At 73.5% G+C, this 23,354-nt stretch carries 18 protein-coding genes; 12 read left to right on the top strand and 6 right to left on the bottom strand.

Features of this window, described 5'->3' with window-relative positions:
* Nucleotide 1 precedes the first annotated feature (1 nt).
* Nucleotides 2-973: an aa3-type cytochrome oxidase subunit II gene (ctaC, locus tag PSH03_RS25170; protein ID WP_210785096.1), complete on the bottom strand. Its 972-nt coding sequence runs from the start codon at nucleotides 971-973 to the stop codon at nucleotides 2-4.
* 230 nt (nucleotides 974-1,203) lie between these two features.
* On the opposite strand from ctaC, the gene PSH03_RS25165 reads away from it, so the two are divergent.
* Nucleotides 1,204-2,355, top strand: a complete 1,152-nt coding sequence (locus PSH03_RS25165) for a cysteine desulfurase family protein (RefSeq protein ID WP_210785097.1) — start codon at nucleotides 1,204-1,206, stop codon at nucleotides 2,353-2,355.
* Nucleotides 2,352-2,585 carry a sulfurtransferase TusA family protein gene (locus tag PSH03_RS25160; RefSeq protein WP_091407500.1) on the top strand — a complete coding sequence of 78 codons (234 nt, stop codon included), beginning with the start codon at nucleotides 2,352-2,354 and terminating at the stop codon, nucleotides 2,583-2,585. The genes PSH03_RS25165 and PSH03_RS25160 overlap by 4 nt, the downstream gene beginning before the upstream one ends.
* A gap of 124 nt (nucleotides 2,586-2,709) precedes the next feature.
* Here PSH03_RS25160 and PSH03_RS25155 read toward each other — a convergent pair whose 3' ends face one another.
* The 3 genes from PSH03_RS25155 to PSH03_RS25145 form a co-directional block, all read right to left on the bottom strand.
* The gene (locus tag PSH03_RS25155) at nucleotides 2,710-3,690 is read right to left on the bottom strand and encodes a carbohydrate kinase family protein (RefSeq protein WP_124820724.1); all 981 of its coding nucleotides are present in this window, start codon (nucleotides 3,688-3,690) and stop codon (nucleotides 2,710-2,712) included.
* Nucleotides 3,691-3,889: 199 nt separating this feature from the next.
* Nucleotides 3,890-4,258 (bottom strand): iron-sulfur cluster insertion protein ErpA, encoded by a 369-nt coding sequence (erpA, locus tag PSH03_RS25150; RefSeq protein ID WP_091407494.1) that lies wholly within the window; start codon nucleotides 4,256-4,258, stop codon nucleotides 3,890-3,892.
* Between the two features lie 181 nt (nucleotides 4,259-4,439).
* Complete coding sequence (locus PSH03_RS25145; protein ID WP_210785102.1) at nucleotides 4,440-5,579, bottom strand: glycerate kinase family protein; 1,140 nt, start codon at nucleotides 5,577-5,579, stop codon at nucleotides 4,440-4,442.
* A 68-nt stretch (nucleotides 5,580-5,647) separates the two neighbouring features.
* Between PSH03_RS25145 and nadA the strand changes: the two genes are divergently transcribed.
* The 6 genes from nadA (at nucleotide 5,648) to PSH03_RS25115 (ending at nucleotide 16,049) form a co-directional block, all read left to right on the top strand.
* Nucleotides 5,648-6,847: a quinolinate synthase NadA gene (nadA, locus tag PSH03_RS25140; RefSeq protein WP_238690600.1), complete on the top strand. Its 1,200-nt coding sequence runs from the start codon at nucleotides 5,648-5,650 to the stop codon at nucleotides 6,845-6,847.
* 212 nt (nucleotides 6,848-7,059) lie between these two features.
* Complete coding sequence (murA, locus tag PSH03_RS25135; RefSeq protein ID WP_110564159.1) at nucleotides 7,060-8,415, top strand: UDP-N-acetylglucosamine 1-carboxyvinyltransferase; 1,356 nt, start codon at nucleotides 7,060-7,062, stop codon at nucleotides 8,413-8,415.
* A gap of 112 nt (nucleotides 8,416-8,527) precedes the next feature.
* The gene (locus tag PSH03_RS25130; RefSeq protein ID WP_091407492.1) at nucleotides 8,528-9,121 is read left to right on the top strand and encodes a DUF3043 domain-containing protein; all 594 of its coding nucleotides are present in this window, start codon (nucleotides 8,528-8,530) and stop codon (nucleotides 9,119-9,121) included.
* A gap of 174 nt (nucleotides 9,122-9,295) precedes the next feature.
* Nucleotides 9,296-9,856 carry a helix-turn-helix domain-containing protein gene (locus PSH03_RS25125; RefSeq protein WP_238690599.1) on the top strand — a complete coding sequence of 187 codons (561 nt, stop codon included), beginning with the start codon at nucleotides 9,296-9,298 and terminating at the stop codon, nucleotides 9,854-9,856.
* 383 nt (nucleotides 9,857-10,239) lie between these two features.
* Nucleotides 10,240-15,006 (top strand): WG repeat-containing protein, encoded by a 4,767-nt coding sequence (locus PSH03_RS25120; RefSeq protein WP_238690598.1) that lies wholly within the window; start codon nucleotides 10,240-10,242, stop codon nucleotides 15,004-15,006.
* Between the two features lie 44 nt (nucleotides 15,007-15,050).
* On the top strand, nucleotides 15,051-16,049 hold the full coding sequence (locus tag PSH03_RS25115; RefSeq protein ID WP_112589150.1) for an aldo/keto reductase family protein: 999 nt from the start codon (nucleotides 15,051-15,053) through the stop codon (nucleotides 16,047-16,049).
* A 102-nt stretch (nucleotides 16,050-16,151) separates the two neighbouring features.
* Here PSH03_RS25115 and PSH03_RS25110 read toward each other — a convergent pair whose 3' ends face one another.
* Together PSH03_RS25110 and PSH03_RS25105 are read right to left on the bottom strand one after the other, a co-directional pair.
* Nucleotides 16,152-16,946 carry a site-2 protease family protein gene (locus PSH03_RS25110; protein WP_238690597.1) on the bottom strand — a complete coding sequence of 265 codons (795 nt, stop codon included), beginning with the start codon at nucleotides 16,944-16,946 and terminating at the stop codon, nucleotides 16,152-16,154.
* On the bottom strand, nucleotides 16,946-17,146 hold the full coding sequence (locus PSH03_RS25105; RefSeq protein WP_030337978.1) for a hypothetical protein: 201 nt from the start codon (nucleotides 17,144-17,146) through the stop codon (nucleotides 16,946-16,948). Before PSH03_RS25105 ends, PSH03_RS25110 begins: the two co-directional genes overlap by 1 nt.
* Before the next feature lie 145 nt (nucleotides 17,147-17,291).
* On the opposite strand from PSH03_RS25105, the gene PSH03_RS25100 reads away from it, so the two are divergent.
* The 4 genes from PSH03_RS25100 (at nucleotide 17,292) to PSH03_RS25085 (ending at nucleotide 23,213) form a co-directional block, all read left to right on the top strand.
* On the top strand, nucleotides 17,292-19,109 hold the full coding sequence (locus tag PSH03_RS25100; protein WP_238690596.1) for a serine/threonine-protein kinase: 1,818 nt from the start codon (nucleotides 17,292-17,294) through the stop codon (nucleotides 19,107-19,109).
* A gap of 49 nt (nucleotides 19,110-19,158) precedes the next feature.
* Entirely contained in the window at nucleotides 19,159-21,087 is a 1,929-nt protein-coding gene (locus PSH03_RS25095; RefSeq protein WP_238690595.1) for a bifunctional adenosylcobinamide kinase/adenosylcobinamide-phosphate guanylyltransferase, read from the top strand.
* A complete protein-coding gene (gene cobS / locus PSH03_RS25090; protein ID WP_210787313.1) occupies nucleotides 21,077-21,850 on the top strand; it encodes an adenosylcobinamide-GDP ribazoletransferase in 774 nt (257 codons plus the stop codon). The genes PSH03_RS25095 and cobS overlap by 11 nt, the downstream gene beginning before the upstream one ends.
* 67 nt (nucleotides 21,851-21,917) lie before the next feature.
* The gene (locus PSH03_RS25085) at nucleotides 21,918-23,213 is read left to right on the top strand and encodes a DUF2314 domain-containing protein (protein WP_238690594.1); all 1,296 of its coding nucleotides are present in this window, start codon (nucleotides 21,918-21,920) and stop codon (nucleotides 23,211-23,213) included.
* Nucleotides 23,214-23,354 lie beyond the last annotated feature (141 nt).

Genomic DNA, 23,354 nt, shown 5'->3' with positions numbered 1-23,354 from the left:
CTCAGCTTCCCGTGCGGGCCGGAACGTCGTCCGGGTTGAAGTTGTCCTGCGTCCGCCGCGTGTCGAACGGCTGCGTGGTCGTCGCGTACGGCTGCTCACCGATCGCGGACAGCGCGTCCTGGGTGGACTTGCCGCTCTGCTTGGCCGCCAGGAACTGGTCGTACTTCTCCGGCGAGACCACCCGCAGCTCGAAGTTCATGAACGCGTGGTAGCTGCCGCACAGTTCGGCGCAGCGCCCGACGTAGGCACCCTCGGCGTCCAGGCTCGAGACCTCGAACACGTTGCGGATCTTGCCCGGCATGACGTCCCGCTTGAAGAGCAGCTCCGGCACCCAGAACGAGTGGATGACGTCGCGGCTGGTCTCCTCGAACCGGATGGACCGGTTGGTCGGCAGCACCAGCACCGGGATGACCTCGCTGGTGCCGAGCGTCGACGCGGTGGTGGTGGCTTCCGTACCCTGGCCGTCCCGGTAGTTGAACTGCCAGTTCCACTTGAACGCGACGACCTCGACGGTGACGTCCGGGTTCTTCGACAACTTGTCGACGTCGGTCTGCACGATCGCCGTGTAGTAGAAGAGCACGGAGACGATCAGGATCGGCGCGATGGTGTAGAGGAACTCCATCGGCATGTTGTAGCGGGTCTGCACCGGCAGCGCGTTGCCACGCTTGCGGTACCGCACGACGCACCAGAAGATCAGGCCCCACACGAAGACGCCGACCGCGAGCGCGGCGATGCAGGAGGCGATCCACAGGTCGTACATCCGCTTGGACTCCGGCGAGATGCCGCCCTGCGGCCAGCCGAAGCCGTGGAACGTCTGACCCACGTCACAGCCCGTGAGCAGAACCAGCAACGCCACGCCACCGAGACCGAGCCCAGCCAGGCGACCAGCACCACGCCCCCGGCGTCCACCAACCCCTGGGGAAGCGCTGTGCCGTACGGCCGACGGCCGTACCTCCGAACTCCTTGCGACCACCTGGTCCTGCCTCCCTAGCGCGCCGCGGTGCGTCTTTCCTCAGCACCCGCGGCAAAGGCGTCACCGACGGTCGCAGATTACTCGACCATGACGGACTCGGCCGTGGTGGGGTCACTGTCCGACCCCCATCGGGGGGATCCTAGGCATACCGCCGCGATAGCCTCTTGGTCTGTGAGCGCGAGGAGTGAGCCGGGGTTGCGAGCCCCGCGGCCGCGAACGAAGGCAGGTCTGTGAGCGCACCTCCGGTCTACCTGGACGCGGCGACCGCCGCGCCGATGCATCCGGTCGCGCGGCAGGCTCTGCTGGCCGCGCTCGACGACGGCTGGGCCGACCCGGGCAAGCTGTACACGCAGGCCCGCCGGGCCCGGCAACTGCTCGACGCCGCCCGCGAGGCCACCGCGCTGACGCTCGGCGTCCGCGCCGATGAGGTCTCCTTCACCCCCAGCGGTACGACCGCGGCCCACGGCGCGGTGCTCGGCGGTCTGGCGGGGCGGCGCCGGTTCGGGTCGACGCTGGTGCACTCGGCGATCGAGCACTCGGCGGTGCTGCACGCCGCGGAACGGCACGTCGGCGCGGGCGGGACGGCCGCCGCGGTGCCGGTCGACCGGTTGGGCCGGCTGGACCTGACCGCGTGGTCGACCGCCGTTCGGGCCCCGGGGGTCGCACTGGCCGCGTTGATCACCGCCAGTCACGAGGTGGGGACGGTGCAGCCGGTCGCCGAGGCGGCGGCGGCCTGCGCCGACGTGGGTGTGCCGCTGTACGTGGACGCGGCGCAGTCGGTGGGCCGGGTGCCCCTGCCGGCCGGCTGGTCGGTGCTCACGGCGAGCGCCCACAAGTGGGGCGGGCCACCCGGAGTGGGGTTGCTGGCGGTCCGGAAGGGCACTCGCTGGGAGTCACCCTGGCCGGCCGACGAGCGGGAGAGCGGACGTACCCCCGGGGTGGTGAACCTGCCCGCGGTCGTGGCGGCGGCGGCGAGCCTGCGCGCGGCGGCGGCCGACGCGGCGGCCGAGGCGGCCCGGTTGGCCGACCTGGTGGACCGGGTCCGGGAGCGGGTAGCGGCGGAGGTGCCCGACGTGGAGGTGGTCGGCGACCCGGTGCTCCGGCTCCCCCACCTGGTCACCTTCTCCTGCCTGTACGTCGACGGGGAGGCGTTGCTGCACGCTCTGGACCGGCGGGGCTTCGCCGTGTCGTCCGGCTCGTCCTGCACCTCGTCCACGTTGCGTCCGTCGCACGTGCTGGAGGCGATGGGGGTGCTCTCGCACGGCAACGTGCGGGTCAGCCTGCACCGGGAGACGACCGAGGCGGACGTGGAGCGGTTCCTGACCGAGCTGCCGGGGATCGTCGCCGGGCTGCGCGCCGAGGCCGGGGTGGTGGGGCTGTGACGATGCCGGACGAGGTGATCGACTGCCGGGGGCAACGCTGCCCGCTGCCGGTGATCGCGGCGGCGCGACGGATGCCCGAGGTGCCGGTCGGCACTGTGGTCCGGGTGCTGGCCGACGACCCGGCGGCGGCGGTCGACATCCCCGCCTGGTGCCGGATGCGCGGCCAGGAGTTCCTAGGGTCCGTCAACGGCCCAGACGGCCCCGCCTACGACGTACGCCGCACCCACTAACCCCAACCCTGCCCCACCGCCCCCGGCCACCCCCGCGATCTTGCAGTTTCTGCGTGGACAAAGGGGTGCAGAAGCCGCGAGACGGCGACAGAAAGTGCAAGATCGCCGGGAGTGGGGGTGAGGGCTACGCCGGGAGGAGGTGGGGGCGGACCTCTTCCGCCGCGGTGTCGCCGTAGGACTCGGCGAGCCGCTTGACGAACAGGTCGCGACGGACGTCGTACTCCTGGGTGCCGACGGTCTCCAGGACCAGCGTGGCCAGCAACGAGCCGACCTGGGCGGCGCGTTCCAGGCCGAGACCCCAGGAGAGCGCGGTGAAGAAGCCGGCCCGGAAGCCGTCGCCGACACCGGTCGGATCGACCGCGCGGATCTCCCGCGCGATCGGTACGTGGATCGGGTCGATGCCGCGCCCGGCGATCTCCACACCGTGCTTGCCCAACGTGGTGACCCGCACCTTGACCAGGTCCAGCAGTTGGTCGTCGCTGAGCTGCGCCTTGCTCTGCAGCAGCGACTTCTCGTAGTCGTTGGTCATCAGGTACTCGGCGCCTTCGATCAGCGCCACCACGTCCTCGCCGGGCATCCGGGCGAGCTGCTGGGACGGGTCGGCGGCGAAGGCGTACCCGCGGGTGCGGCACTCGGCCGAGTGCCGCAGCATCGCCTCGGGGTCGTTCGCGCCGACCAGCACCAGGTCCAGACCGCCGAGCCGGTCGGCGACCGGGGCCAGCTCGATGTTGCGGGCCTCGCTCATCGCACCGGCGTAGAACGACGCGATCTGGCACATGTCGGTGTCGGTGGTGCAGACGAAGCGGGCGGTGTGCGCCACCTCGCTGATGTGCACCGAGTCGCAGTCCACGCCGTGGCGCTCGAGCCAGGAGCGGTAGTCGGCGAAGTCGGCGCCGACCGCACCGAGCAGCACCGGGCGCAGCCCGAGCTGACCCATCCCGAAGGAGATGTTCGCCGCCACGCCGCCGCGGCGGAGCACCAGGTCGTCCACCAGGAAGGAGAGGGACACCTTGTGCAGTTGATCGGCGATGAGCTGGTCGGCGAAGCGGCCGGGGAAGCTCATCAGGTGATCGGTGGCGATCGAGCCGGTGACGGCGATCTTCATGTCAACCCTCGGGGTCGGGAGCAGGGCGCGGGTCAGCCTACCGGGACGGCAACGCGATGGTCACCGCTCGGTCGGACTACGGCAACCAGCCCGCCACCGCCCCCTTCGGGACCGCTCCCGGACCGGTGCGACCGCCGACCGGTACGGCGATGGGGCCGTCCCGAAGAACGGCCCCATCGTCGCTGGTGTGTGGTGTGACTCAGTTGAACGAGTCACCGCAGGCGCAGGAGCTGCCCGCGTTGGGGTTGTCGATGGTGAAGCCCTGGGCGTCGATCCGGTCGGCGAAGTCGATCGTCGCGCCGGAAAGGTACGGGGCGCTCATCCGGTCGACGACGACCTCGACACCACCGAAGTCGGTCACGACGTCACCGTCGAGCGAACGCTCGTCGAAGAAGAGCTGGTACCGCAGGCCGGAGCAGCCGCCCGGCTGCACGGCGACGCGGAGCCGCAGGTCGTCGCGGCCCTCCTGCTCGATCAGGGCCTTGACCTTCTGCGCCGCGACGTCGGTGAGGACGACGGAAGTAGGGGCCTTGGCCTCGGTCGACTCGGTCTGCGCTGGCGTGGTCACGTGGAAGTCTCCCTGCGCGGTTTGGGTCCGGACGCACTGGCCAACGTCGCGCGTCGTCCAGTGATTCCCGGTTGTGGTCCTCAGCCGATCGTACGCCGCCTCGGCCGGGCTCACCCGCGTGGCGTGACCCCCGCCGCAGGTAGGCCCTCGGTCGGGGCGGGCGCACGGGCGCTCGGGACGCTCAGCGGCTCCACTGCCGGGCCAGTCGGGCGCCCAGCTCGCGCAGCCCCTCCGCGGGCCGGCTCAGCGCCGCGTCGAGCCCGCCGCCCTCCTCGCCGCCGAAGTGCTCCACCAGGCTGTACGCGTCGGTCACCCCGGCCGACGCGGCCTCCCGCCGGCCGGTGCTCACCTGCCCGGCCACCACCACGCAGGGAACTCCCCGGTCACGGGCGGCGCCGGCCACCCCGGCGACGACCTTGCCGCGCAGCGACTGGTGGTCGAACGACCCCTCACCGGTGATCACCAGGTCGGCGGTGTCCAGCGCGGTGTCGAGTCGGGTGGCCCGGGTGACCAGACCGATCCCCGACTCGCAGTCGCCGCCCAGGGCGAGCAGCGCCGCGCCGATGCCACCGGCGGCCCCGCCCCCGGGCAGCGAGCCGAGCCCCGCCGGGCAGCCGGCCAGATCCCGTTCCAGCACCGCCGCGAACCGCTCCAGGGCGGCGTCGAGCAGCAGAACGTCGGCCCGGTCGGCGCCCTTCTGCGGGCCGAACACGTTGCTGGCGCCGTGCAGGCCGAGCAGGGGATTGTCCACGTCGGTGGCCGCGACCAGCCGGACGCCGCGCAGCCGGGCCGCGCCGTCCAGCGCGTCGACCGCGGCGAGCGCCGCCCCGCCGTACGGCAGCGCGGCGCCGCCCTGGTCGAGGGGGGTCACGCCCAGCGCGGCGAGCATTCCGGCGCCGCCGTCGTTGGTGCCGGAGCCGCCCAGCCCGATCACCACAGCGCGGGCACCGCTCTCCACAGCGGCGGCCACCAACAGACCCAGCCCGTACGAGGTGGTGGTCTTCGGGTCGCGCTCGGCCGCGGAGAGCAGGTGCAGGCCGCACGCCTGTGCGCTCTCCAGGTAGGCGGTCGCGCCGTCGGCGGTGAGCAGGATCTCACCGGCTGCCGGGCGGCCCAGCGGATCGACGGTCGACACCGGCACCCGCCGGCCGCCGAGGGCCTCGGCGAGCACCTCCACGAAGCCCGGTCCGCCGTCCGCGAGGGGCCGGATCAGCAGATCGTCTCCGTCGGTGACGGTGCGCCAACCGGCGGCGACGGCGGCGGCCACCTCCGGTGCGGACAGGGTGCCGGCGAACTTGTCCGGGCAGAGCAGCACGCGCATGCCGAGCAGTGTGGCAGCCCACACCGAGCGAGGCTGTGTCGCGCTCGCGCTGTGGGACCATGGGCTACGTGACTTCGACCTGGGTGGAACCCTCCAACACGGCGACGGCTCTGCTGCTGCTCGGCCGGGGCAGCGACCCCGACACCGAGCGCGGCGTCGAGTGTCCGGGCGACCTGCCGGCGCCCAGCGATCCGGATCTGGTGGCCCGTGCCACCGCCGCGAAGGCGAAGCTGGGCAGCAAGGTCTTCGTGCTGGGGCACCACTACCAGCGCGACGAGGTGATCCAGTTCGCCGACGTGACGGGCGACTCGTTCAAGCTGGCCCGGGAGGCCGCGGCCCGTCCGGACGCGGAGTACATCGTCTTCTGCGGCGTGCACTTCATGGCCGAGAGCGCCGACATCCTCACCACCGACACCCAGCGGGTGATCCTGCCGGACCTCGCGGCGGGTTGCTCGATGGCGGACATGGCCGTGCTGGGCCAGGTCGAGGCCGCCTGGGACACGCTGACCGAGTTGGGCATCGCCGGCGAGACCGTGCCGGTGACGTACATGAACTCCTCGGCCGACATCAAGGGTTTCGTGGGCCGCAACGGCGGCGTGGTCTGCACCTCGTCCAACGCCAAGCGCGCCCTGGACTGGGCCTTCAAGCAGGGGTCGAAGGTGCTCTTCCTGCCGGATCAGCACCTGGGCCGCAACACCGCGGTGCTGGAGATGGGCCTGTCGCTGGACGACTGCGTGCTCTACGACCCGCACAAGCCCGGTGGCGGGCTCACGCCGGAGCAGTTGCGCGACGCCAAGATGATCCTGTGGCGGGGGCACTGCTCGGTGCACGGCCGGTTCACCCTGGAGAGCGTCAACGACGTACGGGAGCGGGTGCCCGGGGTCAACGTCCTGGTCCACCCGGAGTGCCGGCACGAGGTGGTCACGGCCTCCGACTACGTCGGGTCCACCGAATACATCATCAAGACCATCGAGGCGGCTCCGGCCGGCTCGGCGTGGGCGCTCGGCACCGAGCTGAACCTGGTCCGCCGGCTCGCGCTGGCGCACCCGGACAAGCAGATCATGTTCCTGGACAAGGCCGTCTGCTACTGCTCGACGATGAACCGGATCGATCTGCCGCACCTGGTCTGGGCCCTGGAGGAGCTGGTCGCGGGCCGGGTCGTCAACCAGATCACTGTCGACACCGACACCGCGCACCACGCCCGGGTGGCGCTTGATCAGATGCTCGCGTTGCCCGGCGCGGACACTCCGCCGCCGACGGTGCCCTGATCACGATCCGTAGCGCTCTTGGTACGCAAAAGTGCCGGATCACCGATTAATGCCACACACGCCGATGTGACCGAGTCCTTTTTCGTCACCGAGGGCTATGCTGCCCAAGCGACGACACACGCGGGCCGTTTCGACATGGCCGCATCCGGGGTAGCGACAACGTTCAGGCGCCCCACCATCAACACGGCAGCACCGACGCGCTGGAGGTTGCGTTGACCGACGACGTCCTGGTTGTGCACGGAGGTACTCCGCTCGAAGGGCGGATCCGCGTGCGCGGCGCGAAGAACCTGGTATCGAAGGCGATGGTCGCCGCGTTGCTCGGCGACAGCCCGAGCCGGCTGTTCGACGTGCCCAAGATCCGCGATGTCGAGGTGGTGCGAGGTCTGCTCGGCCTGCACGGCGTCAAGGTCACCGACGGCACCGAGGACGGCGAGCTCGTCTTCGACCCGGCGAACGTGGAGAGCGCCAGCACCGACCAGATCAACGTGCACGCCGGTTCCAGCCGGATCCCGATCCTGTTCTGCGGCCCGCTGCTGCACCGCCTCGGGCACGCGTTCATCCCGGATCTGGGTGGCTGCCACATCGGCCCGCGCCCGATCGACTTCCACCTCCAGGCGCTGCGCGAGTTCGGCGCCACTGTCGAGAAGCGGCCCGAGGGTCTGCACCTGTCCGCGCCGAACGGGCTGCACGGCACCAAGTTCGCGCTGCCGTACCCGAGCGTCGGCGCCACCGAGCAGGTGCTGCTGACCGCCGTGATGGCCGAGGGCGTCACCGAGCTGCGCAACGCCGCTGTGGAGCCGGAGATCATCGACCTGATCTGCATCCTGCAGAAGATGGGCGCGATCATCAAGGTCCACACCGACCGGGTGATCGAGATTCAGGGCGTGCCCAAGCTGCACGGCTACACCCACCGGCCGATCCCGGACCGGATCGAGGCGGCGAGCTGGGCGGCCGCCGCCCTGGCGACCCGTGGTCACGTCGAGGTGCTGGGCGCGCAGCAGGCCGACATGATGACCTTCCTGAACATCTTCCGATCGGTCGGCGGCGAGTACGAGGTCACCGACGCCCGCGCGCCGAAGCTGGGCGACCCCGGTCAAGAGGGCGGCATCCGCTTCTGGCACCCGGGTGGCGAGCTGAACGCTGTGGCGCTGGAGACCGACGTGCACCCCGGCTTCATGACCGACTGGCAGCAGCCGCTGGTCGTGGCGCTGACCCAGGCCCGCGGCCTGTCGATCGTCCACGAGACGGTCTACGAGCAGCGGCTGGGCTACACCGAGGCCCTCAACTCGATGGGCGCCAACATCCAGGTCTACCGGGACTGCCTCGGCGGCACCCCGTGCCGCTTCGGCCGGCGTAACTTCAAGCACTCCGCGGTGATCGCCGGGCCGAGCAAGCTGCACGCCGCCGACCTGGTCATCCCGGACCTGCGGGCCGGGTTCAGTCACCTGATCGCGGCACTCGCGGCCGAGGGCACCTCCCGGGTGTACGGCGTGGATCTGATCAACCGGGGCTACGAGGACTTCGAGGCGAAGCTCGCCGACCTGGGCGCGCACGCCGAGCGTCCGTAACCTCGGTCACCATCGTTCGGATACGACGGCTCCGGGTCGCGCTGCGACCTGGAGCCGTCGGCCGTTGTACCGCGATGTGCACCGGGCGCGGACCGTTGGCTACCCTTGCCGCGTGCCGTCGCTCTTTCGCCGCAAGTCCACCGACCTCGTCGACGAGGCCGTCACCTCGGTGACCCCCGAGGAGACCGCTGAGCGGTCCCGGGGTTACACCCCGGCCAAGGGTCGGGAGACGCCCAAGCGGCCGACCGTCGGCCGTCGCCCGGCCGGCCCCACGCGTCCCCTCACCAAGGAGGAGGAGCGGGAGCGTCGCCGTCAACTGCGCGCCGAGGCGGCGTCGGAGTTCCGCCGCGAGGGTGGCCCCCGCGACCGCGGCCCGGAGCGGCTGCTGGCCCGCAACGTGGTCGACTCCCGGCGTACCGTCGGCACCTGGTTCTTCGGCGGCGCGCTGATCGTGCTGGTCGGGTCGAACGCGGCAATGCCGCCGCTGGTCCGGCTGATCTCCAACGTGCTCTGGGGCGCGCTGGCGCTGGGTGTGGTCGTCGACTCGGTGCTGATCTGCCGCAAGATCAGCAAGTTGGTCCGGGAGCGCTTCCCGAAGACCGACCAGCGGATGGGCTCGCTCTTCCTCTACGCGGTCATGCGGTCGATCACGTTCCGGCGGATGCGCGCTCCGGCGCCCCAGGTCAAGCTGGGCGACAAGGTCTGACCCCCGGGCTCCGGCTCCCGCACCTCCAAGATCCGCGCAACATCAACGAAACTGCTGCCTCAGGCATCTCCGAGGCAGCAGTTTCGCCGTAACTGCGCGGATCTTGTCGTGCGTTCAGCATGCTGAACCGGTCGTTGTTCGACAGACCGAACGTTTGACCAATGGAGCGAAGGCATGCCTTCGGAACCTGCTGCCCCCCTGGCCACCATCGCCGCCGCCCTGCGCCGGGAGCGGGAACGGGTCGGCATCTCGCTGACCGAGCTGGCCCGCCGGGCGGGGGTGGCCAAGTCCACCCTCTCTCAACTGGAGTCGGGCACCGGAAACCCGAGCGTGGAGACGCTCTGGGCGCTGGGCGTCGCGCTCGGTGTGCCGTTCAGCCGGCTGGTGGAACCCGTCGACGACGGCGTACGGGTCGTCCGGGCCGGGGACGGGCCGCACGTCCGCTCGGAGCAGGCCGACTTCAGCGGAACGCTGCTCAGCGCCGGTGCGGCGCACCTGCGCCGGGACGTCTACCTGATCAGGCTCGAACCCGGCGCGGTCCGAGCCGGGCAGGGACACACCCCGCGCAGTATCGAGCACGTGGTGGTCGCCGCCGGCCGGCTGCGGGTGGGGCCCGAGGCGGCACCGGTCGAACTCGACCCCGGCGACTACGCCACGTTCCCCGGCGACGCGCCGCACCGTTACGAGGCGCTCGCTCCCGGTACGTTCGCCGTCCTCATCATGGAACACCCCTGAACGAGGACGGCGATCCCGCCACAGCCGGGTGGTCTTCGAGTGCGGTATGGTCGGAGGCCAGATTCGCTTATAGGACCAAATGTCCGAAACCAATGGGATAACGTTTGCGCCGGTAGGCGGCACCACAGTGGCGGTGAGCGAGCCCACGCCGTTACCCTCCATCCGCAGCCACGGCCTGCCGGAGCGGCGATCTGACCGGCATGTGCGGCCCCAGCGCGACAATTTGCAACGAGGTGACAACGCGTGAGCGAGCGGACGCGAGCCGGCCACCGGGGCGTGGCAGGCGGCGACCGGACGCCCAGCGGTCACCCGGCGGCGGCTGCGGACACCTCACCCCCGGCGAGAATCGGCCCGGCGGCCGGGTGCGGCGACGGGCTCGACGGATGAACGGCCGCTACACCGACCGGTGGTCAGACCCGAACGAACCGTCCTGGGTGGTCGAGCCGACCACCGAGTGGCACCCCCAGTTCCCCGGCCAGCGTTACGCCGGCGACATCGGCATGCCGCACCAGCCGCCACCGCGCGGCCGCGCGACGGTGTCCGGTCGCGCCGAGGTGCCACCGCTGGCGCCCACCCGCCCGGACGGCACCTACCTCGGCCGGTCCTGGTCCGACGAACCACCGGCGGAACACGCACCTCAGGGCCGTTCCTGGGTGGACGACGAGCCGGGCGAGGCAGCTGCCTACGGCCGACTCCGCGGCGACGAGCGCTCGGCGGACACGTCCGCCTACGGCCGGCCCGACAACGCCGACTCCCGCCACTACGACCACGAGCCGTACCGTCGTCCGCTGCCGGAGCCACCCCGCCGCGACGACCGCCGCTCCCCCGAGTCGGACCGACGTACCGCCTGGTCCGACCGACGCCCCGCCGACGAGCGGGGGCCCGCGCGGGAAGCCGCCTGGCACCGGGACCAGCCCACCCCCGAGCGGTACGACAGCCGCCGTCCCCGGCAGGAGCCCACCGAGCGGGATCGGGGTTACCGGGGCTCTCCGCCGGTCTCCCCCGCGCCCCGGCCCGAACCTGGCTGGGTGTCGGAGCCGGACGACACACCACGTCGGCGCGGCACACCGGAACGACCGGCCGCCGGTTACGAGCGGCACACCGGCGACGGGTACGGCGTCCGACCCACCCGCGACCCTGACGGTCGCATCGCCGACGCGGTCGACCCGTGGGCACCCGTGGACGGCCGCACGCGATACCGCGCCGACGGGTACCCGGACCGGGCCGCCGACGACCTGCGCCGCCCGGAGCCGCGTTACCGCGCGGACGAGGGGAACGGCGCAGCGCCCTCACCCAACGGTGGACGGCGGCGTCGCCCCGAGTCGGACCTGCCCGACCAGCCGCGCCTCGACGACGACCGGCGGCGACCCGACACCGAGCCGCACCGGCAGCAGCCCCGTGAGGCGGCGGCCCGCGCCGAGGCGTACCCGGACCGGCGACCCCGCGAGCAGACCCGCCCGGACACCTACCGCGACAACGGGTACCGCGAGGACGCGCCTCGTGAGGACGCCTACCGCGAGCCCCGGCCACAGCCGGGCCAACGGTCGGACGGCAGTCTGCCCTGGCCAGCACCGGGTCCGGTGCGCCAGGAGCGCACCCCGGACCGCACCCGGGAGCCCGGCCACCGCACCGATCCGCACCGCACCACGGACCCGCACCGCACCACCGACCCGCACCGCACCGACCCACACGGCAGCCCCGACCCGCACCGCCCGACCGAGCCGCATCGCAGCACGGACCCGCACCGCAGCCCCGACCCGTACCGCAGCGCCGAGCCGGGCATCGCGTCGCGGCCGGCCGCCCGGCCCGACCGGCCGGCGGCCACGCCGTCCCGGCCAGACGAGCGCCCGGCGGCCACTCCGGCACGGTACGACGAGCGACAGGTACGTCCGGCCGCGACGGCGCCGCCCGCCTCCGGCCGTGCCATGCCGGTCCCACCGGTCTCCCCGGAGCGACCGGTGTCGCCAGCACCCGTGTCCCCCGGCTGGGACCGACCGGTGTCATCCGCCCCGGCCGCCCCGGAGCGACCGGTGTCGCCGGCACCCGACTCCCCCGGCTGGGACCGACCGGTGTCGCCAGCACCCGTCTCCCCCGGCTGGGACCGGCCGGTGTCGGCCGCTCCCGTCTCCCCCGCCGCGACCGGTTGGGACCGGCCGGTGTCGGCCGCCCCCGTCTCCCCCGCCTCCGACCGGCCCGTCTCCGGGCCACCCGCCGCGCGCCTGCGGCTGGAGTACCTGCCCGCGCCGGTGGACCCGCCCGGCGCCGACGAACGCTCGGATGCCCCGCCAGCATCGGGCCGCCGGTCGCTGGCCGAACCGCCACCGGCGTCCGGCGCGCATCCCGCCCCGCCGCGTTACCCCGGCCCGGACACCAAGGACCGTCCGGCGGACCAACGGCGCGGCGAGGAGCCGGACCCGGACCGCCGTAGGGTCGGCGACCCGTTGGCCGGCACCCCACCGACCGACCGCCGCCCGACCTCCCCCGACCGCTCGCCCCCGGCGGAGCGGCCGCACCCCGGGGATCGCCCGGCCGCGCAGCAGCGCCCGTACTCGCCGGAGCGACTGACCCCGACGGCGGACGCGCGCCCGTCGGTGGCCCCGCCACCCACCTGGCAGGCACCGCCGCCACCGGCGACCCGTCCCGACCCGACCCCGGCCGACCCGACCCCGGAGGTTCCGGCTCCGGCGGCCCCGCAGCCACCGGCGGCGGAAGTCGCGCCGGCGCTCCCGCCGGCCCCCGGTACGCCGCGCCGCTACGTACCCCCAGCGCCTTCGGAAGAGCCGGTGGCGGCCGTTCACGAGCCGGACGACGTTCCGGGCACCCGCGGGCCGGAGGCGTGGTTCAGCCCCGCTCAGCCCGCCGAATCCGACCAGGCCGAGCCGGCGACGGACCAGCGGTCGTTCGACCCGGTCGACGACGAGTCGACGGTCGGCGACCCCGACCTCTCCGTGACACCGGTCGCACCGGACGCGCAGACGTCGACGTCGACGGCCGACAGCCACCTCGACGTGGCCGACGAGCACACCAGCGGGTCGACACCAGACGAGGCGTTCGACCCGGTCTCCGGGCCGCCCGCCCACCCCGTCTCCGGTGCCCCTCGGCTCTGGGCGGACGACCTGGACGACGACCCGCAGCCCGCTTTCGACACGGGAACGCTGGAGGGCGACCAGCCCGTCTCCGGCGCACCTGTCGTCGCGATGCCCCACCAGCGGACCGAAGCCGGCCTCGAAGCCGAGGGCGAGGCCGACCAGCAGCCAGTCGCCGATTCGCCCGGCGAGGACACCGATCCGGTCGAGTACGACCCGACGGACGAACTCGCGCCACCCGACGAGCCGACGGACGCGATCGACGATGCGAGCGCGGGCCCGCCGGACGGCTCGCGATTCGACGACTGGCGGGACGACGCGGCGCAGCACGTCACGGCTGCGGACGACACGAGCCGGCCCGTCTCGGCACCGCCGGTCCCGGTCACGCCGGTCTCCGCACCTCCGGCACCGCCGGTATCCGCCCCGCCCGCAGCCCCCGTCTCCGCGCCGCCAGCATCCGCCGCGGCGCCCGTCTCCACACCGCCAGCGCCGACCGCAGCCCCGGTGTCCGCACCGCCCGCGTCAGCGCAGCCGTACTCCGTAGCGCCCGTCTCCGCGCCGCCAGCCGCCACGCCCATGACCGCACCGCCGGCCTCGACCCCGCCGCCCGCCGCAGCGCCCGTCTCCGGGCCGCCGGCTTCGGTGGTGCCGACGTCCGGGCCACCCGCCTCCGCCGTACCCGGCCCGAGGAGCGGCTCGGACGGGGAGAACGAGCCGGTGTCCGCGCCACCCGACGACGCACCGCCGGTGGTGACCCGCCCGTCGCTGGCCGACCCGGGCGACCCGGAGCAGGTGCTGGCCGCGTACCGGTGGCGGTTGGACCCGGTCACCCTGCGCGAGGAGCTGACGGAGCCGGACGACCTGCGGGCCATTCGGCGGCGGCTGACCGAGAAGTTGGGCTCGGCGGTCGACAACCGTGCCCGCGCCCGGCTGCTCAGCCTGCGGGCGGTGGCCTCGCGGATTCTCGGCGACCTGGACGACGCGCTGGCCGACGGTCGGCTCGCCCTCACCTACGCAGAGGCCACCGGCGAGCTGCGCCGGACCGCGCTGGCCCAGGCCCGGCTGGCCCACGTGCTGCGCTGGCGCGGCGACTTCGCCGAGGCCGACCAGCTCTTCGCCCAGGCCAACTCGGTCGAGTTGCCCGACCGGCTGCGGGCCGCGCTGCACGAGCACGCCGGACGGTCGTGTTACGACCAGGGGCGGCTCATGGAGGCCTGCGAGCACTTCGAGAAGGCGCTCGACCTGCGCGGCGCGGGCGACGCCGAACTGCTGGACCGGGTCCGGGTGGCCCTCGACGCGGTCACCGTCCGGGCCGAGGCGGATGGCTTCGGGGCGTACCCCCGGGGTCGGGACGAGGTGCTCGACCGGGACCGACCCCCGTTGCCGGACCGGGACGGGTCGCTGTGGGGTTACACCAGCCAGGACGGCGACGTGGTCGTCCCCGCCCGGTACGCCGAGGCGCAGCCCTTCCACGACGGGTTGGCCTGGGTCCGCCGGCCGGACACCGACCGCTGGTCGCTGATCAACCTGCTCGGTACGACGGTGATCCCGCCGTCCTTCCGGGCCGCACAGCCGTTCAGCGACGGCCTGGCCTGGGTGGTCGGCGAGGGTGGTTGGACGGCGATCGACGCGACCGGGGCAGTGCAGGTCGCGCCCAACTTCGCCGAGGTACGACCGTTCCGGCGTGGGCTGGCCGCGGTACGGCGCGAGGGGTGGGGCGCGGTCGACCGGACCGGTCGGGTCATCGTGCCCACCCGCTACCACGGCTTCGTCACCGAGTTGGCCGACGGCCAGCAGATCGACGGTTTCACCGACGAGGGGCTCGCCGTGGTCGACGTCGGGGGTCGGCGGGGCGTGGTGGACCGCACCGGCACGGTGCTGGTCCCGCCGGCGCACCGGATGCTGGTCGTCCACCCGGTGGCGTTCCTGATCGAGAGCGACAACGGGCGGTGGGGCGCGCTGGACCGGCGCGGCGTGCCGCTCATCGATCCGGTGCACCGCGATCGCACCGAGGTGCTGGAGGAGATCGACCGGCTACTCACCGACGCCAACCCGGTGCTCTGAGTCACCGGTCGCCGGTGTTGATCCACTGGAGCTAGGGTCGGTGCATGGAATTCCGACACCTGGGCCGTTCCGGCCTGATGGTCAGCGAGATCTCGTACGGCAACTGGATCACCCACGGTTCGCAGGTCGAGGAGGACGCGGCGTTCGCCTGCGTCCGGGCCGCCCTCGATGCGGGGATCACGACCTTCGACACCGCCGACGTGTACGCCGGCACGCGCGCCGAGGACGTGCTCGGCCGGGCGCTGCAGAACGAGCGCCGCGAGGGCCTGGAGATCTTCACCAAGGTCTACTGGCCGACCGGGCCCGGCCGCAACGACCGTGGCCTGTCCCGCAAGCACATCATGGAGTCGATCAACGGCTCGCTGCGCCGGCTGCGTACCGACTACGTGGACCTCTACCAGGCCCACCGGTACGACTACAGCACGCCGCTGGAAGAGACGATGGAGGCGTTCGCCGACGTCGTGCACTCCGGCAAGGCGCACTACATCGGGGTCTCCGAGTGGACCGCCGAGCAGCTGCGCGCCGCGCACCCGCTCGCCCGGGAGCTGCACATCCCGCTGGTCTCCAACCAACCTCAGTACTCGATGCTCTGGCGGGTCATCGAGACCGAGGTCGTACCGGCCAGCGAGGAGCTGGGCATCGGGCAGATCGTCTGGTCGCCGATGGCCCAGGGTGTGCTCTCCGGCAAGTACCTGCCCGGCCAGCCGCCGCCGGCCGGTTCCCGGGCCACCGACGAGAAGTCGGGCGCGGGCTTCATCTCCCGGTTCATGAACGACGACGTGCTCACCCGGGTCCAGCAGCTCAAGCCCCTCGCGGAGCAGGCCGGGCTCACCATGGCCCAGCTCGCCGTCGCGTGGGTGTTGCAGAACCCGAACGTCTCGTCGGCGATCATCGGCGCGTCCCGCCCCGAGCAGGTGCACGACAACGTGAAAGCGGCCGGGGTGAAGCTCGACGCCGAACTGCTCAAGGCGATCGACGACATCATCGAGCCGATCACCGAGCGGGACGCGGCGAAGACCGAGTCCCCCGCGCAGCGTCCCTGACGCCGTTCCGGCCCGGCCGGCGCGAGAGCTTCGCGCCGACCGGGCCGGGTCAGGTCAGGTCCGTCTGGTCGCCGGGTCAGGTCAACTGCGCCCGGTCGCCGGTCACTGCCAGAAGCGGATCAGCTCCAGGCCGGTGGCGTAGAGCCACGACGGCAGACCGAGCAGGTCACCGACCGCGAAGACCGCGTCGAAGAACCAGCCGCCGATGCGCGGGTTCCACAGCAGCGCGAAGAGCAGGATGAAGCCGTACGGCGCGAACAGGTCGTACATCTTGCGCCACTGCGGGTTGAGCCACGGCTGGATCATGTTGCCGCCGTCCAGGCCGGGCACCGGCAGCAGGTTCAGCACACTGGCGGTGAGCTGGAGGAAGGCGAGCAGCGCCACCCCGGCCCAGAACTCCACCGGACCATCCGACTGGGTGCCGAGCCGCACCGCCGCCACCAGCACCAGCGTGAACAGCACGTTGGTCGCCGGGCCGGCGAGGCTGACCAGGGTGTGCCGCAGTCGACCCGGGATGGCGTGCCGGTCCACCCAGACCGCGCCACCCGGCAGGCCGATGCCGCCGAGCAGCACCACCACCACCGGCAGCACGATCGACAGCAACGGGTGGGTGTACTTCAACGGGTTGAGCGTCAGGTAGCCGCGATGGGCGATGTCCCGGTCGCCGGCCCGGTAGGCCACCACCGCGTGGGCGTACTCGTGCAGGCAGAGCGACACCAGCCAGCCGGACACCACGAACAGGAACACGTTGAACCGGACGCTGCCGTACCCGTTCCAGGTCAGCACCCCGCTGACCGCGAAGAGCGCGACCAGGCCGAGGAAGACCGGGCTGGGCCGGAACGCCGCCTTGGGCACGCCGAGGACCAGCCCGTCACCGCCCGGGCGGTCGTAGGCCATCACTCGGCCGTGGGCAGCAGGCTCATCCGGTACTCCACCCGGTCGTCCTCCACGAGCGCGACCGAGGTGACGCCGGACGCCGCGAGCTCCCGCCAGGTCTGACCGATCCAGGATTCGGCGTCGGCCTGGCTGCCGAACGACTCCGCCGGTCCCTCGACCGTCTGACCGTCCGTGCCCTCGTACCGCCAGCTCCACGCCATGCCGCGTCTCCCCTCGCCGCTGAAGTCCCCGTGGGACGAACCCTCGCCAGCGTAGTCGGCCCGGCGCGCAACGGCCGCTCGCTCGCCCCGGCGGGGGCCCACGGGGTGGATCAATCCGATCGACGCCGGCCGGTACGGTGGCTTGGTGCTGACACGGGGAGTGCTGCTCGGCGACCGGTACCGGCTGGGCGAGCGGGTGGCGACGGGTGGGATGGGCGCGGTCTGGCGCGGCACTGACGTGCTGCTGGAACGCGAGGTCGCCGTGAAGGTGCTGCTGCCGTCGCTGGTCGCCGATCCGGAGTTCACCGCCCGCTTCCGGGCCGAGGCGCGGATGCTGGCCGCGCTGCGGCACCCCGGCGTGGTGCCGGTGCACGACGTGGGGCAGGCCACGCTCGACGACGGCAGCCAGGTCGACTACCTGGTGATGGAGTACGTCGACGGCGAACCGTTGTCCGCCCGGGTGCGCGCGGTCACGCGGCTGGATCCGGCCACCACCATGTCGGTGCTGGCCCAGGCCGCCGACGCGCTGCACACCGCCCACCTCGCCGGCATCGTGCACCGGGACGTGAAGCCGGGCAACCTGCTGGTCAAGGACGACGGCACTGTGGTGCTCGTCGACTTCGGCATCGCCCGGTCCCGCACCATGGCCGGGCTCACCGCCGCGAACATGGTGCTCGGCACCGCCTCGTACATGTCTCCCGAGCAGGCCACCGGGCAGCCGGTCTCGGCCGCCACCGACATCTACGCGCTCGGCGCGGTGGCGTACTTCTGCCTTGCCGGGCAGCCGCCCTTCCACGGTGACAACCCCCTCGCGGTGGCGCTGCGGCACGCCCAGGAGGACGCGGCGGCACTACCGGCGGACACCCCACCGGCGGTTGCCGCAGTGGTGAGCCGCGCGCTGGCCAAGCGTCCGGAGGACCGGTTCGGCAGCGCCGCCGAGTTGGCCGCTGCCGCCGCCGACGCCCGCGACGCGACTCTGGCGAGCATTCCGGTCTCGGCCCGCCCACCGTGGGCGCTGGCCGTACCCACTCCCGGGACACCCTCGGCTCTTCCGGTCACCCCGGCCGCTACACCGCCCGCACCGACGCCCGTGCCGACGCCCTCCGGCGCACCGACGCCGTTGGCCGGGTCGACGCCGACCGGGCCCTCCGCGCCGGTCGGGGCCGCCGCTGTGCCCACGCCGGCGGGCTTCGCGGCCTCGCCGGTGACCGGGCCAGGCTCGACCCGCGAGGAGGCGCTCCGGAAGGGGTCGTCCGGCCGACGCCGGCAACTGCTGGTCGGGGTCGGCGCGGTCGCTCTCGTGGCACTGATCGCCGTGGCCGTGGCGGCCCTGCGGCCCGACGGAGAGCAGGGTGGGGCCGACGTTCCGCCCGCCCTGGCCGGCGAATCGGCGGCGGCCCCGGGCGGCGGCGCGCTCGACGACGAAGGTGCGAGCACCTCGGGATCCACGCCCAGCGGCGCCCCGGGCGCCAACCGCACCGCGTCCGCCGCGCCGACCGGCTCCGTCGGAGGGGCCGACGCGCCGACCCCCGCCCCGGACACGCGCACCGCGACGCCGGGCAGCACACCGACCGGTACGGCCAGCAGCCGACCGACGCCCAGCCGCACCTCGTCCAGCCGGCCCAACCCGTACACGGCGGCACAGGCGTGCGGCAGCGGCTACCAGGTGATCGACTCGGCGACGCTGACCGGTAGTGACGGGCAGCGCAAGGGTCGGGTCTTCCTGCTGTACCACGCGGGCACCGGCACCAACTGCGTGGTGACCCTGAAGGACACCGCGGTCGGCGCGAAGTCGGCCGCCTCGGCGTACCTGGAGGTGCAGGGGCGGGCACGCAGCACCGACAGCGGGTCCTTCGATTACTACGCCGGACCGGTGCGGGCCAGCGCCGCCGGGACGTGCGTCAAGTGGGGCGGCTCCACCGGCGGAGTCAGCTACGGCAGCGGGTTCGAGCACTGCGACTGAACGACGGGCCGGCAGGCACCGCAACCCTGGGCGGCCTTAAGGTACGGGCATGTCCGTAGACGGGTGGAACACGGTCCTGGTGCTCGGCGGTATCCGGTCCGGCAAGTCCGAGTTCGCCGAGTCCCTGGTCACCGACGCGCCGGTGGTCCGCTACGTCGCCACCGCGCCCGAGGGCGACCCGGAGGACACCGAGTGGGCGACCCGGCTGGCGGCGCACCGCGCCCGACGGCCGGGCAGCTGGACCACCGAGGAGACCACCGAGGACCCGCGCCGGCTGGCCGACGTGCTCGAGTCCGCCGAGCCCAACGAGATGCTGCTCGTCGACGACCTGGGCGGCTGGGTGACGGTGCTGCTCGACCCGGACCACCAGCCCGCCGACGACGTGGCGACCATCACCGAGCTGGCCGAGGCGATCCGCGGGTGTGCCGCCCGGGTGGTGCTGGTGAGCCCCGAGGTGGGGCTGTCGCTGGTGCCGACCACCCCGCTGGGCCGGGCGTTCACCGACGCGTTGGGCGCGGCCAACCGCGCGGTCGCCGACGCCTGCGACGCGGTCGTACTGGTCGTCGCCGGCCAGCCGGTCTGGCTCAAGCCGGCCACCACCGCGACCGAACCGTCCGTTCCCGCCACTGCGACCGCGCCGACGGCTGCCGCCACCGCACCGGTCGTGGCGAGCCTGGCCGACAGCGAGCCCACCCCCGAGGTGCAGCTGCCCGACGTGCTGACTCCCACGCCGCCGGCCGCCCCGACCGGGGAGCCGGGCAACCCGTGGGCCGCGCCGACAATGGCGCTACCGATGGTGTCCACCGGGCTGGTCATCCAGCCCGGCATGGAGCTGCCGATGCCCGACGAGTACGCCGGCCCGCAGGCGGTCGACCGGCTGGCCACGCTGGACGTACCGGGTGCCGGGCTGGGCGTGCTGGACCGGGTGGTGGGCTTCGCCGCCGCCACCCAGGGCACCTCGACCCCCGCCGCCTGGGGCTCGGTTCGGGTGCTGCTGCTGCACGGCGACCACGCCGGCGGGGCGGCGGCCGGCACCGTCGCCGGTGACTCGGCGCGCCGCGCCGCACAGGCCCGCGCCGGCCAGGGCGCGTTGGCGCGGCTGGCCGCCGAGAGCGGCGCGAGTCTCCAGGTGGTGGACACTCCGGCCTCCGCGCCGATCGAAGACCAGCCGGCCCTCGCGCCGGAACAGGTGGAGTCCGCGCTGCGCTACGGCTGGCGGTTGGCCGAGCAGGCCGCCGACGCCGGCGTACAACTGCTGGTGCTCGGCGCGTGCGGCGCCGGCACCGAGGCGGCGGCCGCGGCGGTGCTCGCGGCGACAGCGGGCGCGGAGCCGCCCGCCGTGCTGGGCCGGGTGATCACCGACTCCGGCGAGATCGACGACGCGGCGTGGATGATCCGCTGCGCGGCGGTACGCGATGCGCTGCACCGCACCCGACGCTCGTCGCGCGGCGCCAAGGACATCCTGGCCGAACTGGGCGGTGGCGACGTGGCGGTGGCCACCGGTGTGCTGCTCGGCGCGACCGCCCGCCGGGTGCCGGTGCTGCTCGACGGGCCGGTCGGGTTGGCCGCCGGCATGGTGAGCCGTGACCTGGCCGGGCAGGCCCGGCACTGGTGCCTGCTGGCCGACCACGGCGGGCACCCCGCCGTGCGGCTCGCCGCCGACGTACTGGGCCTCACCCCGCTGCTCGACCTGCGGATGGATCTCGGCGAGGGCGCGAACGCGCTGGTCGCGCTGCCGCTGCTGCGCTCGGTGCTGGCGCTGTCCGCCGCGCTGCCGGTCCACCCGTCGCTGGCCGGCACCGACGACACCGGCCCGGCCCCCGACGAGCCGGAGTCCACCGACCCGAGCTACGCCGACCCGGCTCTCACCGAGCCCGACTCGACCGAGCCCGACTTCGCCGAGCCGGAGCCGGCCGGGCCGGGCCCGGCCAGCACCGGGGCGGACGAGCAGCCGGCGTCGGGCTGGCGTGCCGGCTGAGCCACGGCTGCTCGCGGGAGCCCGGCTGGCGGTCACCACGTTCACCACGCTGCCGGTGCGGGCCGGACGCATCGATCGCCCGGTCGCCGGCACGGCGATGACCCTCGCCCCGGTGGTCGGCGCGCTGCTCGGCGCCCTGCTGGCCGGTCTGCTGCTGCTGGCCGGGGCGCTCGCCCCACCGCTGGTGGCGGCCGGTGTGACAGTCGGCGTCGCCGCGCTGCTCACCAGAGGGCTGCACCTGGACGGGCTGGCCGACACCGTGGACGCGCTCGGCTCGTACCGCCGGGGCGCTGCCGCCCTGGAGATCATGAAGAAGCCGGACGTCGGCCCGTTCGGGGTGGTCGCCCTGGTGGTCGTACTCCTGGTGCAGGCCGCGGCGCTCGCCGACCTCGCCGGTCGGTCCTGGCCGGCATGCGTCGCGGCGGTGGTCGCGGCGACCGCGGCCGGGCGACTCGGTGTCACTGTGGCCTGCCGGCGGGGAGTGCCGGCGGCCCGGCCCGACGGGCTGGGCGCGCTGGTCGCCGGCACGGTCGGCCCGGTCGCGGTGGCCGCCGGCGCGATCGCCGTCGTGCTGCTTGCGGTGCCCGCGGTGCCGGGCCGTCCGTGGCAGGGGCCGCTGGCCGTCGTCGCCGCGATCGCCGTCGCGCTACCGCTGCTCAACCACGTGGTACGCCGCCTCGGCGGGATCACCGGCGACGTCCTCGGCGCGACCGTCGAGGTGGTCACCACGCTGGTCTACCTGGGTCTGGTGCTGTCCGGCTGAACCGGGCCCGGCGGGCCGGGTAGCGTTCGGCTCGACAACACCGGCGCGGCCACCGGGGGATCCCACAATGCTCATCACGGACGACTTCCTGCCCGTACCGGTGCCGGAGTCGCTCAGCGCGACCTACCTGGTGCCGATGGCGGGGCTACCGAAGGTCAGTGCGAAGACAGCGGTGGCGGCCCTGACCGGCCGACTGGCCGAGCCGGTGCACGGGCTGGCCCGGCAGATGCTCGACAGCCCGCTGATGAGCGTCGACACCCGGCCGATCGCCGAGTTCCCCGAGCTGCCACCGGACCTGCTCACCGCGTTCGGTGCCACCAAGGAGCAGCTGGACCGGCTGGCGGCGGCGACGCACCTGGTGGTCATACAGGCCGAGTACCGGCCCGGTTGGCCACCCGCGCACGAGTGGGCCGCCCGGGCGGTCGCCGCCGCCGTGGCGGAATCCGTCGACAGCGACGTGGTGGACGTCTTCGGCCTCCAGTTCCTCGACCCGGCGACCGCGCTGCGCTCCCTCCCCGACGAGCAGGGCCGCATCCGGCTTGTCGACTGGGTGCTGGTGCCGTACTCCTCGGACACCGAGGGCCTGTGGTTCACCACCAAGGGCCTGCGCCGCTTCGGTCTGCTGGAGTTGCAGACCCAGGGGGTGCCCGACCACCTCACCCGCGCCTGGGGTGCGGTGATGACCGGGGCGGCCCGCCGACTGCTGCGGGACTGGACCGACGGGCTCACCGGCGAGGAGGTGCCGGCGTTCGTGCAGCTGCCGGTGCTGGCCACGGTCACCGGGCACGACATCGCGGTGGCGTACGGCAACCCGGAGCAGCACGGCGCCACCGCCCCGGTGCTGCTCCGCCTCGAACTGGACCCGGCGACCGACCCGGAGGCCGACTCGTTCCTCAGCCTGCGCCCGCCGGCCGGGCACCCCGGCCCGGACGGGCGTTACTACGCCGCCGCCTGCGCGACCCTGTTCTCCGGGATCCAGCCGGACGTGCGCTACGCCCGCTCGGGTGACGCGATGAGCCGTGCGGTCGCCACCGCCCGGGCCGCGCTGGATGACGCGCGGGCCCGGTTCGTCGCAGGCCTTCTCCCCACCGAGTCGCAACTGGTGGTCAAGTACGGCCTGCCCGGAGACGACGGCCCGGAGTACGTCTGGGCGGGCGTCACCTCGTGGGAGGCCCCGGAACGCGTCGTCGGCGTGAGCGCCAGCGACGCGAACACCGACCAGAGCGTGCGCATCGGCGCCCCGGTGGTCGTGGAGGCGTCCGACGTGGTCGACTGGGCCGTCCTGGACGCCACAGGCGTCATAGAGGGCGGCTGGACCCAAGCAGTCCTGGACTCAGGCGAACCCCCAACCCCCTCCCGCTAACCCCCACCCCCGCCCCCGTCCCCGGGCCGCCCACCCGCGTTGATCATGAAGTTATTGCCATCGCCGTCGGCGTGTCGTGGCAATAACTTCATGATCAACCAGGTCTGGGGACTGAGGCCGGAGGCCGGTGGGTGGGTGGGG

It is taken from the genome of Micromonospora salmantinae (genome assembly GCF_022230905.1).
GTDB lineage: Bacteria > Actinomycetota > Actinomycetes > Mycobacteriales > Micromonosporaceae > Micromonospora > Micromonospora salmantinae.
The sequence above is the reverse complement of the archived record's forward strand: the minus strand, read 5'-3'. Positions and strand labels throughout refer to the sequence as shown.